Source organism: Pseudoduganella sp. SL102 (genome assembly GCF_027856995.1).
Taxonomy (GTDB): domain Bacteria; phylum Pseudomonadota; class Gammaproteobacteria; order Burkholderiales; family Burkholderiaceae_D; genus Rugamonas; species Rugamonas albidiflava.
On record NZ_CP115554.1, the window covers coordinates 3666403 to 3679778 of the forward strand.

At 66.2% G+C, this 13376-nt stretch carries 7 protein-coding genes; 2 read left to right on the forward strand and 5 right to left on the reverse strand.

Going from position 1 to position 13376, the window contains the following annotated elements; translation table 11 throughout:
- Nucleotide 1: 1 nt before the first annotated feature.
- The 3 genes from OU994_RS15555 to OU994_RS15565 form a co-directional block, all read right to left on the reverse strand.
- Nucleotides 2-2920, reverse strand: coding sequence for a TonB-dependent receptor (locus OU994_RS15555; protein ID WP_281611516.1), 2919 nt, complete (start codon nucleotides 2918-2920; stop codon nucleotides 2-4).
- 322 nt (nucleotides 2921-3242) lie between these two features.
- A complete protein-coding gene (locus OU994_RS15560) occupies nucleotides 3243-4532 on the reverse strand; it encodes a hypothetical protein (RefSeq protein WP_281611517.1) in 1290 nt (429 codons plus the stop codon).
- A gap of 13 nt (nucleotides 4533-4545) precedes the next feature.
- The gene (locus tag OU994_RS15565) at nucleotides 4546-4710 is read right to left on the reverse strand and encodes a hypothetical protein (RefSeq protein ID WP_281611518.1); all 165 of its coding nucleotides are present in this window, start codon (nucleotides 4708-4710) and stop codon (nucleotides 4546-4548) included.
- A gap of 221 nt (nucleotides 4711-4931) precedes the next feature.
- Here OU994_RS15565 and OU994_RS15570 point away from each other — a divergent pair, with 221 nt between their 5' ends.
- Together OU994_RS15570 and OU994_RS15575 are read left to right on the forward strand one after the other, a co-directional pair.
- The gene (locus OU994_RS15570) at nucleotides 4932-5729 is read left to right on the forward strand and encodes an FRG domain-containing protein (RefSeq protein WP_281611519.1); all 798 of its coding nucleotides are present in this window, start codon (nucleotides 4932-4934) and stop codon (nucleotides 5727-5729) included.
- A gap of 371 nt (nucleotides 5730-6100) precedes the next feature.
- Nucleotides 6101-7252 carry a matrixin family metalloprotease gene (locus tag OU994_RS15575; protein WP_281611520.1) on the forward strand — a complete coding sequence of 384 codons (1152 nt, stop codon included), beginning with the start codon at nucleotides 6101-6103 and terminating at the stop codon, nucleotides 7250-7252.
- Nucleotides 7253-7352: 100 nt separating this feature from the next.
- Here the strand turns inward: OU994_RS15575 and OU994_RS15580 are convergent, their stop codons facing one another.
- Both OU994_RS15580 and OU994_RS15585 read right to left on the reverse strand, forming a co-directional pair.
- Complete coding sequence (locus OU994_RS15580) at nucleotides 7353-10376, reverse strand: TonB-dependent receptor (RefSeq protein WP_281611521.1); 3024 nt, start codon at nucleotides 10374-10376, stop codon at nucleotides 7353-7355.
- A 464-nt stretch (nucleotides 10377-10840) separates the two neighbouring features.
- A complete protein-coding gene (locus OU994_RS15585) occupies nucleotides 10841-13171 on the reverse strand; it encodes a glycoside hydrolase family 31 protein (protein ID WP_281611522.1) in 2331 nt (776 codons plus the stop codon).
- Nucleotides 13172-13376: the final 205 nt, after the last annotated feature.

Consider the following 13376-nt stretch of genomic DNA (forward strand, 5'->3'; position numbering starts at 1 on the left):
GTCAGAACTTGTAGCGCACGCCGAGCAGGTACTCGCGGCCCGTCACGTTCAGCACGTTCACGCTGTTGCGCACGCTGCCCACGTACTGGTCGCTCGACTCGTTGGTGAGGTTGACGCCTTCGAACGTGAACTCCACCTTGTCATTGAGCTTGTACGACAGCGACAGGTCGACGTTGGTGGTTTCGTTCTTGCCTGCCACGTCGTTGTTGTTCTGCGCCGGCACGGTCTGCAGGTACGCGGAACGGTAGGCGCCGGTCAGGCGGGCGCTGAACTTGCCGTCGTCATAGTACAGCGTGGTGTTCCACGACTTGGGCGACAGGTTCACCAGCTCGTTGCGCACGGTGCCGCTGTTGGCGGTGGTGGCCGAGATGATGTAGTCGATCTTCGACGACACCTTGGTGTAGTTGGCGATCAGGCCGAAGTTGCGGCCCCATGCCGGCAGGAACGTGAACGGCTGCTGGTAGTTCAGTTCCACGCCGCGCAGCTTGCCGCCCGGGGTGTTGCGGAAGCTCGTCACGTCGAACATCTCGGTGCCGGTGAAGTTCGACGGCAGCAGCGACAGCGGCAGGCCGGTCTGGTTGTACGGCATCGATTCGCGCACGCCCTGCACGTAGCTGGCGATGTTCTTCTGGAACAGGCCCACGCCGACGAAGGCCTTGTTCGGGAAGTAGTACTCGAACGAGGCGTCGAAGGTCTTGGCGCGGAACGGTTCCAGCAGCGGGTTGCCCGACGAGATGCCCAGCGCACCCACGGTGCTGACCGTGCCGCCCGGGTTCAGGTTGCCCAATGGAGGACGCGACATCACCTTGGCCGCGGCCAGGCGCACCAGGAAGTCCGGCGTCACGTTGGCGGTGACGTTGAAGGCCGGCAGGAAGTCGTTGTACTCGTTCTCCACCGTGACCGGGGTGCCGCCGCCGGTGGCGACATAGCCGGTGGCGGTCAGCTTGGTCTTCACGTAGCGGCCGCCGACATTGCCCCGCACCGGCAGGCCCCACAGTTCGGCATCGAAGTCGCCCTGCAGGTACACGCCGTTATCGCGCTCGGTGATGGCGCGGTTGTTGCCGCGCGCGCTCGTGTTGGAGAGCGACGTCAGCGTGAAGTCGCCCGGGCCGCCGGCCGGTCCCGTCTTCAGGCAGTTGCAGTAGGCATCGTACAGCGAGGTGATGGCCTTGATGTTCGGCATGACCCAGCTGGTGGCATTCCCCGCCGGCAGATCCTGGCCGGGGCCGAACCCGCTCAGCACAGAAGCCAGGCCGTTCACGTCGGTGCCGGCCGGCAGGCCGTAGATCGTTTCGGCCGTGTTGGCGCGGCGCGATTCCCACGTGTTGAACTTGTAGCGTTTCAGGTTGACGCCGCCCTTGAAGGTCCACGTGTCGGTGGCGCGCCACGCCAGGTCGGTGCTGAACACATCGTTGGTGTTGTCGGTGCCCGCCGGGCGGATGCGGATCTCGCTCGGCAGCGCGTTGGCGGCCGACGTGGCGCCGGCCGGCACGCCGTAGATGCCCAGCACGCCGGCCTTGGTGACGTCGAACGGATAGGTGATCACCGGCAGGCGGCCGCTCTCGCGGAAGTCGACCGTGTAGCCGTTGACGTTCGGCGCATCCAGCGTGACGGTGGTCTGGATCGGGTTCTCGAACTTCGACTTGGCGTGGCCCAGCGCGGCGGTCAGGCGCCAGTCCTCGTTGATCTGGTGCGACAGGTTCAGCGTGGGCTGGAAGAACTTGGTCTGCATTTCGTCGTAGCGCGACTCGGAGCGGATATCCACGCCGTTGAATACGCCGTACGTCATGCGGCCCAGCGCATCGTACTGCACGTCGACCACGGAGGTCTGCGGCTTGCCGCCCGAGCTCAGGTTGCGCGAGAACGAGAAGCCCTCGATGTAGTTTTCCTCGCGGGTGGCGTCGAGGTCGGCGTACAGCATGTCCAGCGACAGGCGCGTGCCGCGCTGCGGTTTCCATTCGAACGAACCGGTGATGCCCAGGCGTTCCTGTTCGTGGACCATGCGGCCATAGCGGGGGAAGCGCGGGTGGTAGTTGTTCGGATCGCTGGCGGCATTGTAGGCCGCGATGTTTTCCGGCGTGCCGGGCAGGCGCTGCGAGGCCGGGAAGCCGGGCGTCGTGGGGCCGCAGGTGGTCGAGGTCGACGTGCCCACGCCCATCGGCGCGCACCAGCCGCCCACCGAAGGGCCGTTGTCCCAGCGGCCGGTGGAGAAGCCGTCCTCGTACAGGTTGCGCTTGCCCCAGGCCACGGAGACCAGGTAGCCCATGGTGTTGTTGTTGAAGGTGTCCGAGATCATGAACGCGCCGCGCGGGTCGGACTTCTCGGACAGGTCGTTGTAGCGGCCCTTCAGCATCGCGGTGGCGTTGAAGCCGCGCTTGGACAGGTCGAACGGTCGCATGGTCTGCAGGTCGACGGTGGCGCCCAGCGAACCTTCTTCCACTTCGGCGGCGGAACTCTTGCGCACCGTCAGCGACGAGAACAGTTCCGAAGCAAACACGTTGAAGTCGAAGCCGCGGCCGCGGTTGGTGCCGCCGCTGTTGTCGCTGCCGCCGGTGGTGGCCAGCGCCTCGATGCCGTTAATGCGCACGCGGGTGAAGTCCTGGCCCAGGCCACGCACGGTGATGCTGCGGCCTTCGCCGGCGTCGCGGTCGATCGCCACGCCGGGCACGCGCTGCAGCGATTCGGCCAGGTTGGTGTCCGGGAACTTGCCGATGTCCTCGGCCTTCACCACGTCGACGATGCTGTTTTCCGTGCGCTTGGCATTGAGCGCGCTTTCCAGCGACGCGCGCAGGCCGGTCACGACCACGGTTTGTGTTTCAGCTACCGGTTCCTGCGCCTGTGCATTGGCCGTGGCATGGCTCATCGCCAGTACGGCCGCGGCGATCGCTGTCAGTTTCAATGCGGTTTTGTTGCTGTGCATCCAAGTCTCCTGTTCTGATTTTGTTCCGGATCTCTGCGCCTGCTGGTACGTCAGCTGCGTGCACCATGCGAGGTGCGTGCGGGATACATCATTGCGGAGCGCGGTTGCTTCGACAAATAACAAAAACGTATAGGAAGCCGGGAAAACGATAACCTTATGATTTTTACGCGCCAACTTCGCTCAACATGCGCGCATTTCGCTCAATTCGCGTATGGCGAGCGCCGCGGTGGGCAGCGAATTTGGTCGGGCCGCATGAGATTCTGTCAGACCAGTGAGGCATTTTTGCAACGACTGGTCAGGCCAGCTTGATGATTCTCGGGCGTTATTCGACCGTCGGTGCAGTGTCGAGCGCAGCTTGGCGCCCCTGCACGGATGAGGCGGTACGACGGCCCAGTTCGCGTTCCACGTCCCGCGCCACGCCATCGAACAGGGCGGCGTGCCGGGCCAGGCAGCCAGCGCGCTCGGCTGCGATGCGGTCGCGGTTCGCGTCCAGCGTGCCCCGGTCGAGCCGGAAGCCGAATTCCGCCGGCGCGCGCCGGTCCACCCGGCCCAGCACGCGCGCCACCATCACGTCGCCCAGGACCGGCTTGAAGTGGCCCGCTTCCCAATACCAGCGCGTGCGCGCCGTGCTGCCGGGTGCCGGGACGGGCTCGCACTGGATCGCGCCGTAGCCGGAGAAGTCATGCACCGCGATGCGGGCGGCCGGATGGCGCCGCCGGCCGGCTTCGGCTTCTTCGACGAGGATCGCCTTCCATGCCTCGAAGCGGGGCCACAGGTTGGCCTGCTCGAACAGTGCCATCAGCTGCGCATGGTAAGGGTAGATGACGAGATCGATGGCGACCTCGGGGTTGGCGCCCGCCGCGGTGTCGATCAGCGCGGCGGCCTGGGCGCGCACGGCCGGGACATGCAGGCCGCCGGCAGCCGCGGCGGCCAGCTTGCGCGTGTTCTCGGCGGCCCGCTGGCTGAACAGCGCGGCATAGCCTTCCGTGGCGGCCGCCTGGTGATACTGCAGCAGCGGATTGTGGCCGCGCAGCGTGGCCATGGCGGCCTGGGGGTGGCGCTGGATCGCCACGGTGACCAGGGCATCCTTCAGCGACGCGAACGAATACAGCGTATCGGCGCGCCATGCGTGCGCCCGCCAGCCGGACGGTGGCTCAGGCTGTACCGGCGCCACCGTCCCGGGCGGCAGGGGCTGGTTGGTCAGCGCATCGACGAACTCCATGCCGGCGATCACGTGGCGCGGCGGACGGCCGCCCCGGGCCAGGTAGCGAAGCTGGTCGACGGCCAGCGTCGTGCTGGTGCCGGCCAGGGCCAGGTTGAACGCGTTCCGGTCGGCCAGGTGCGGGCCGTCCGGGTCGACGCCCACTTCCATGCGCGAGTTGCCGGCGATGACGATCTCGGGCCGGAAGCGCTCGGCGCGGGCCAGGCGGATCTCGTTGCGGTAGCGTTCCACCGGCGGCTTCACGCGGTTGAAGCCCGGGATGTCGGCCAGCGCATACAGGCCGTAGGGATCGACCAGCAGCACGAAGCCGGCCACCGCGGCGCTGGCGCCGGCGGCCGTGCCCAGAATCCAGCGGAGGTAGTGGCGATAAGGGTTGGGGTCGGCGCTCATGTGGCAACTCGGGTCAGAACTGGAAATGCAGGAAATCGGTGGGGCGGTTCAGTGACAGCAGGCCCAGCACGGCCAGCGTGCCGACCAGCACCGCATGGCGGCGTGCCGGGCGCCAGGCCAGCCGCGTGCGGCCCGCCATGCCGCCGGCCGCGTCGAGCGCGGGAGCGAAGCGGTGCATGATCTCGGGTGGGCGGAAACGCTCCGGAATTATAGCTTCGACAACTTATTAATTGCGGATAACTATTCTTTTTTTGCAAGATCGTCGCCTGCGCGAGACGAACCAGAGGGCGCAATACCACACGCGACGGCTCGGGACCGGCCGGCGCGTAACCGGCCGCGGTCCGCGCCCGTGGCCGGAGCTGCGCTACACTCGCCCGGTCCTCTTGCCCGCGAGCCGCCATGGAAGAAATCACCGTCGCCACCTGGAATGAATTCGTCGCGCTCGGCGCGCAGCTCGATGGCTGGGCCTTCCGCGGCCAGCAGGATGCGCGCTGGCCCCTGCTGACTTCGCTGTCGCGCTATCTCGAGGCCTACGTGCCCGACCAGTCCAGCTGGCGGCTGCGCGAGGAGCGGGCGATCCGCATCTTCCGCCGCAAAGCCCACAACTACCTCGACAATCCGGCCGTGCTGGACAACACGCTGCGCTGCCTGGCGCTGATGCAGCACCACGGCGCGCCCACGCGATTGCTCGATTTCACCAAGTCGCCGTTCGTGGCCGCGTTCTTCGCGCTGGAGCGCGCCACCAGCAACGCCGCGGTGTATGCGCTGGATACGCCGCGCCTGTGGAGCGCCGCCCCGCGCGGCCAGCCGGCGATGGACCGCAACGGCATCGACCCGCGGCTGTCCGGCAACTTCGCCAGGCTGTTCCTGCCGAATACGAACGCCATCATCTGGACCGGCGAGCCGACCGAGATGGACCGCCGCCTGGTGGCGCAATCGGGCACGCTGGTGGTGCCCGGCATGCTCGACAAGCCGCTCGACGAAATCCTGCGCCACTACGCCGACAGCGGCACGCTGCTGAAGAAGATCGCGCTGCCGATCGGCATGCGCGAGGAAGCGATGAAGGCGCTGTACCGGATGAACATCACCAGCGCCACGCTGTTCCCCGACCTGGACGGACTGGCGAAGTCGATCGGCATGGAGCTGGAGATGGAGTGGCCGGGGACGAAGGGGAGCGGCACGTACGGCGATCCTTGATGAAGGAGGAACCGATGGAGCGACTGTCTTCATCGGCCAGGGAGGCCGGGGCCCTGGTATCGGGGCAACGCCTGTTTGCCAGCGGTTGCTCGCACGCGTGGTACTTTAGCCACTAGTCAAAAGAAAGTAATGCGATTGCGTGGCGCAAGCGTAGACTGGTTCCGACTTCCTGCTACTTACAAGGCCGCGCGCATGCCCATGCGCAGCGCCGCCACACCCGGCAAAGCCGGGCGATGCCTGTCACTCCTCACGCCGCCACGCGCGGCACATTCCGCGTATTTCACGCCCGGGCCTGCGTCGCTCCCGGGGGACGTGCGCCGGCGAGGCCGGGATGCACGCCTGTACGGACGCGTCCAATAGCAGGGGTAGTCATGTCAGAGAAATACGATACCGTTCCGACCCGCCACGAGTCGTCGGACGACAAAGTTGCCACCGAAGCCGGGAAGCCGCATTACTGCGCGATGCGGCCGCGGCCGCGCCGGGTGTTCTCGCCCGCCGTGACTGCGCAGCGGGAAGGCCTGATCAATACTTTCAGCAGTAAATGGGTCAGCGGCACCACGCTGCACTACTACTTCTTCGACCGGCCGACAGATGGGGAAAAAGTGCTGTTTACCGATGGCACCACGCAGTTGCGCAGCTGGGTGGGCGAAGAAGAGCAGCGTGCCGTCGTGCGCGACGCATTCGGGGTCTGGAGCAGCGTGGGCATCGGACTGAAATTCGAAGAGGTGGCCACCCGCGAGGAAGCGGAAATCCGCATCGGCTTCATGCGCGGCGATGGCGCATGGTCATACCTGGGCCGCGATATTCTCGAACACGGGCCGAACGAACGGACGATGAACTTCGGCTGGGACCTGACGCGCTCCGGCGAGATCGACACCGCGGTGCATGAGATCGGCCACTCCCTGGGTTTTCCGCACGAACACCAGAATCCGAAAGCGGGCATCGTCTGGGACGAGGAAGCCGTGTACGCCGCGCTGGCCGAGCCACCCAACAGCTGGCCCCGCGAAACGACATTCTGGAACATCATCCGCAAGCTCGATCCGAACGAGGTCGAAGGCTCCACGTGGGATCCGGACTCGGTCATGCATTACCCCTTCGAGAAAGGGATGATCAAGGAACCGGTGCGCTATTTCGACGAGGGCCTGCAGCCCGCAGGGGGGCTGTCGGCAAGGGATATCAGTTGGGTGAAGGCGCTGTATCCGCCGCAGGTCGACAACTTCGGGCAGCTCAAGCCAGCCCAATCCGTGCTGCTGGAGCTGACGCCCGGCGAGCAGCGCAGCTTCCGTGTGCGGCCCGAAGAAACACGCCGGTATGAGTTCCGGACGTTCGGCACATCCGATTCCGTCATGGTGCTGTTCGAGAACGACAATGGCGAATTCCGCTACCTGACCGGGGACGACGACAGCGGCGAGGACACCAACGCCGCGTTCCGCCTCAAGCTGGTCAAGGGCCGCGAATACGTGTTGCGTGTGCGGCTGTATCACAGCGAACGGCAGGGGCAGACGGCAGTGATGATGTGGTGATTGCGGGGCGGAGCGTCGGCGGCAGCCCGGTACGTTCCGCCGCAGCGGTTCGGCACCAGGCATCTCACGCCGACGCACCGGCGAAGTTTCAAGCCATGGCCTAGAACTTGTAGTTCGCCCCCAGCACGAACGAACGCCCGGAATGCACGTAGAGCAGCGTATCGTTGCGCACCGAGTCCCGGCCGTAGCGCAGCGCTTCGTCCGTCAGGTTCTGGCCTTCGAAGGACAGGCGCAGGTTCGGCGTCACGTTGTACGACAGGCTGAAGTCGATGTTCGTCATGCCATTGACGCGCGTGTAGTCGTGGCCGTTGATGTCGCCCAGCACTGCCTGGATGTAGCTCGAGCGGTGCGCCGCCGACACGCGGGCGCTGAACTTCGGATCGTCGTAGTACAGCGTGATGTTGTGCGCGCGCGGCGACAGGCCGATGAAGTCGGCGGTGTCGCCGATGAATTCGTTGCCTGCCGTCGCCGGGTTATCCGGCCGCACGATGTAGTTGATCTTCGACTTCACGCGCGTGTAGTTGGCCAGCAGGCCGAAGTTCTTGCCGATGCCGGGCAGGAAATTGAACGGCGCCTGCAGGTTGAACTCCAGGCCGTTGAGCGGGCCGCCCGGCGTGTTGAACTTGCGGTTCACCACCACGGTGCTGTCGGGCTGGACGACGCAGGCCGGCAGGCCGCCGGTGATCGAGCAGCCGCCTTCGGTCAGCAGTTCATTTGGCAGGCCCAGCGCCGAATAGACTTCGCGCTGCTGCACGTTCTGGATGAACGACTTGATCTCCTTGCGGAAGAAGCCCAGCGAGATCATCGCGTTCCTGTCGTAGTACCACTCGGCCTGCAGGTCGTACGTACGGGCGCGGATCGGGTCCAGCTGCGCATTGCCCACGCTGACAGTCTGGAACTGGTGATTCACGCTGGCCGTCGGGCGCAGGTCTCCGTATTCCGGGCGGGCCAGGGTCTTGCCGGCCGAGAAGCGCAGGAACACGTCCTTCGGCAATTGCGCCGTCAGGTTCAGCGCCGGCAGCCAGTCGCGGTATTTCTTCACCACGGTGATGGGCTGCAGCTTGCCGCCGATGGTCTGCAAGGTCATCGAGGTGGACTTGGTGTCCACGCCGCGCACACCGGCATTGCCGCGCCAGCCGATACCCCACAGGTCGTAGTTGAAGTCCACCATGCCGTACGCGGCGTCGATATCCTCGGTGATGCGCGTCACGCCCGGGGTGGCCGTATTGAACAGCGAGCCCGGCACCTCGGCGCAGTGGCACTCGATGTTGTGCACGGCCAGCAGCTTGTCCAGGTCCACCGCCGCCCACGACGACGGCACGCCGGTGCCGCCCAGGCCGCGGCCGAAGCCGGCGATCTGGCGCGAGATGTCGTTCATGCCCACGCCGGCCGGCAGGGCCAGGCCGCCGTCCGAGCCGTTGCCCACTTCATACAGGCCATACGCGTTCTTGCGGGCGGACAGGCCGGTGCGCAGCGTCAGCCGCTCGCTGGCGTCCCAAGCCAGGTTCACGGCGGTGGTCTTCAGCTTGTTGTCGGACTGCAGGTAGCGGCCGAAGAACTGGCCATGCCACGTGCCGTTCGGCTCCGTGCGGGCGAAGGTGAAGCTGTTCGGATCGGCCACGTCGATGCCGTAGTCCAGCGTCGGCACGTTGCGGTTCTGGCGGAAGTCGAACGAGAAGCCGTTCACGTTGGGCGCGTCGAACATGACGGTGGCGCGCATCGGGTTGTCCAGGTTCGTGTTCGACATGCCGTGCAGGAAGTCGACCTTCAGCGTATCGCCGATGCGGTGGCTGGCCGACAGCACGTTCTGGCGGAACTTCGTCTCGTACACATCCATCAAGCCCTCGGTGCGCACGTCCACGCCGTTGAAGCGGCCGTAGGTCCAGCTGCCCTTGTCGTCGAATTCCGCTTCCAGGATCGAGGTCTGCGGCTTGCCGTTGGCCGCGGCCAGGCTGCGGCCGAACGAGATCGCGCCGATGTAGTTGTCGTAGCGGGTGTTGCTGAACTTCCCGTACATCAGGTCCAGGTTGATGTCGGTGCCCGGCGCCGGCCGCCACTGGAAGGAGCTGGTGATGCCGGTGCGCTCGTAGTCGGTCTGCGAACGGCGGTAGCGGGGGATGCGCGGCGCGAAGGCGCCCGAGCCGGCCAGCGGGGCGGCGACCGTGCCGCCGAAGTTGTCGGTACGGCCCATCACCTCGGCATACTCGGCCGGGTTGCTGGTGCGCGGCACGCCGAAGCCGCAGTTGGCCGCATCCACGCCCTTGACGGCGTCGTTGCCCGGTACCTGCGGCGCCGTGCCGGCCGGCGAGCAGAAGCCGCCGTCGTAGCTGGCCGGGTACAGGTCCACCGCCTCGTAGCCTTCCTCGACGGCGCGGCGCTTCGAGTGGGCCGCCGACACCAGCGCGCCGAACTTGCCGAAGCGGGTATCCCAGCGGTCGGACAGCAGGCCGGTGAAGCGCGGCTGGGTCTTGCGGGATACGGAATTCCAGCTTTCCTGCACGCCGAAGCTGATGGTGCGGCCCATGAAGTCGAACGGGCGGCCGGTGCGCAGGTCGACGGTGGCGCCCAGCGAACCTTCCTCGATGGCCGCTTCGGAGGTCTTGCGCACTTCCAGGCTGTTGAACAGCTCGGAGGCGAACACGGAGAAGTCGAAGCCGCGGCCCCGGTTGGAATTGCCGTTGATGTCCGAGGCGCCCGTCATCGACATGCCTTCGATGCCGTTGATGCGCACCCTTGTAAAACCGGCGTTCAGGCCGCGCACGGTGATCTGCCGGCCTTCGCCGCCTTCGCCGCGCGCCAGCGACACGCCGGGGACGCGCTGCAGCGATTCGGCCAGGTTGGCATCGGGGAACTTGGCGATATCCTCGGCCTTGATCACGTCCAGGATACCGTCGGAATTCTTCTTGGCGTTCAGCGCGCTGTCCAGGCTGGCCCGGAAGCCCGTCACGGTGACCACGTTGGCCGGTTCGGTGGCACCGGTCGCACCAGTGGCATTGGCCGTATTGGCCGTATTGGCGGTGCTGGCGGCGGGCGCCTGCTGGGCCGCGGCGGAAGATGCCAGCGCGGCGGCCGCCAGTGCCAGCACGGTCAGCCGGGTGCCGCTGTTCTTGCGATGAATGTGCATGTCTCTCCTTGTGCTCTCGATCTCGCGTTCTTGTCGTCGCCATGTTGCGAACAGGCGCATCTTATGAAAGGAACGGTCGGCACAAATTAGCAAACAGGCAAATAATCATCGAGTTGATGATTGGGCGCGGCGGCCGGAGGACAAAAAGCCACGCTATGCCAAACAGGTATTCCTCCGGCAAAAAATGGAATACCTGGATGGCCGCGCGAGGTGCTAGGGAAGTGCTGATGGATTGCTGGTAGACGAGCGCAGTTTAAAGAACGTGTCCAGCAAGCGCAGATGTCCTGTCATGCTGCAATGCCGTTGAGTGAATCCGGACCCAAGGGCAAACCCTGGGGTCAGACCCGGCGGGTCTGACCCCGGCCTTTCGCTGTAGGGGTGAATGCATGCGTTATCAAGGTGCCGGATGATGCCTCACTTAACGGCATTACCGCCGCCTTAGGGAAGCGCCCGCGCGCGAGGTTTCAGCGGCACTCGGGCAGCGTCACGCTGACGGCGACAGTGTCCGCCACCACCCTCACGCCGGCATCGCCAGCGATCGCGCCACACCGGACCAGGAATTCCTGCCGCGCCGGCAGGCCGGGGAAACTGCCTTGCCATGGCCCGATCGTCAGCCGCCCGCCTGCCTGCCGCCACGTGAACCGGCGGGTGGCCGATTCGCCGCGCAGGTAGCCATGGCCGTCCCCGGCGTCGTCGTACAGTTCATAGCTGCCGTCCGCGCCGGGATAGACGCGCACTTCGATCGGCTCGGGGCTCTTCTCGCCTGCATGCTGCACGACAGGGCCGAGCGGCAGGATGCTGCCGCCGCGCACGAACAGTGGAATGGTATCGATGCCCGCCTTTGCCGCGATCACCTTGCCGGCCTCGTGACGCTGCCCGCTCCAGAAATCGAACCACGCGCCGCTGCCCGGCAGGTAGACGGTGCGCACGTCCGCCCTGGCCTGCGTGACCGGCGCGACCATGATGGCCTTGCCGAACATGTACTGGTCCGGCACCGTCAGCGCCTGCCGGTCCGCGCGAAAATCCATCATCAGGGCACGCATCATCGTGCCGTGCCGGTTCGTCACGTCGGCCGACGCGGAATAGATGTAGGGCAGCAGTCGGTAGCGCAGCTCCGTGTACTTGCGCAGGATGTCCTGGGTGGCCTCGTCGAACTGCCAGATTTCCTTGCCGGCGCCGGTGCCATGCACGCGGAACATGGGGTTGAACGCGCCGAACTGGTACCACCGCGTGTACAGCTCCGCGTAATCGGGATCGGTGGGTTTGCCGCCGAAGAAGCCGCCGATGTCGGCGGACCAGTAGGGAATGCCGCTGAGCGTGAAGTTCAGCGCCGCCGGGATGTGGGCACGGAAGACGTCCCAGGTGGCGGCGGTGTCGCCGGACCAGGTGACGGCGGCATTGCGCTGCTGGCCGCTATAGGCCGAGCGCGTGAGGATGAACGGCCGCTTGCCCGGGGCATCCTTGCGCGATCCCTCGTAGACCCCGGTCGTGTGGAGCAGCGGATACGCATTGAGCACTTCGGCGCCGGGCCCGGCCGCCGTGCGCACCTCGCGCAGCTCGCCCCAGTGCCCGCCCAGTTTGGCCTCGCTGCCATCCAGCCACCAGCCGTCCCAGCCATGCCGGCCCAGCGTGCGCCCGATCTGGTCCCAGTACGTCTTGCGGCCGGCCGGCGCGTAGGCGTCGTACCAGCGGCCCTGCCCGGCGGGGTAGACGTTGTCGTAGGTTTTCGGGAACAGCGCGCCGGCGCGTTCCAGCTCCGCCGCATTGCCCGTGCCCGGATCGAAGCGGGGCCATACCGATACGATGGCATGCACGTTCTGTGCGTGCAGCGCGTCCAGCATGCGCCTGGGATCGGGGAAGCGTGCGGCGTCCACCTCGTGCGAGCCCCATTGGCCCGGCAGCCAGTACTGCCAGTCCTGCACCACCGCGTCGAGCGGCACCTTCATCTGCCGGTAGCGCGCCGCGATGCCGAGCAGCTCGGCCTGGTCCTTGTAGCGCTCCTTCGACTGCCACAGCCCCCAGGTCCAGCGCGCCATCATCGGCGCGCGGCCGGTCAGCTCCCGGTAGCCGGCCACGATGTCGTCGATCTCGGGGCCGTGGATGAAATGGTAGTCGACCCCGCCGCCCGCCCCGGAGCGAAATTCCAGCGGGTGGTGCGGCGTCGCCGGCAGGCCGGCGTCCACGTCCGTGACCGAAGCGTTGTTCCACAACAGCCCGTAGCCCTTCGGCGATACCAGCATCGGCACCGCGACATCGCGGTTCGCCTGCTGCAGGTGGACGGTGTTGCCGGTGTAATCGAACAGGCCGTTCAGGTGCTGACCCAATCCGAATACAGGGCCCTGGAGGGCAAATCCCTGGCCAACCTGCGAGCCCGGCGCGATCCGGCGGCTACCGGGCAGTTCGTTCAGGATCGGGTCACCCTTCGGATCGTGGAAACTCACGGCACCGGTGGCCTTGTCCACGCGGACCTGGAGTGCCGGGGTAGCCAGTGCATGGAACCCGGCCGACTCGGAGATCTTCCAGTCGACGCGCTGCGGCCGGGCGATCACGGCGGGATTGTAGTTGCCTTGCCACGCGGGGTCCGCACTGGCACGGACATGGATGACGCGCTCGCTCCAGGGCTCGATGCGCAGCGTTGCCCGGGCGAGCGTGACCAGCAGGCCATGCGGCGTCTGCCGGGCCGATTCCACGGCCTTGCCTGGCGGCGCCGCCGCGAGTGCCGCCGGTGCCGGCAGCGTAACAGCGATGGCCAGCGCGAGCGCCAGCCTGGCCATCGGCCGAACTCGATCATGCATTGGTGTCTCCTGTGTTGTTATCGCAATCATTGAACAGTATCCGCAGCGACCCGGGAGCAGGGCAATGGGCCGCCGGCCGAATAATCACGAACTTGACGAAAATAGGGAGCGCCTGCGCCGGCAACGCAACGCTATGCCAACTCGATATTCTTCCCTTGCAAAACGGAATACCTGGGCATGTTGGCGCTCTGCTACGATTGCCGGA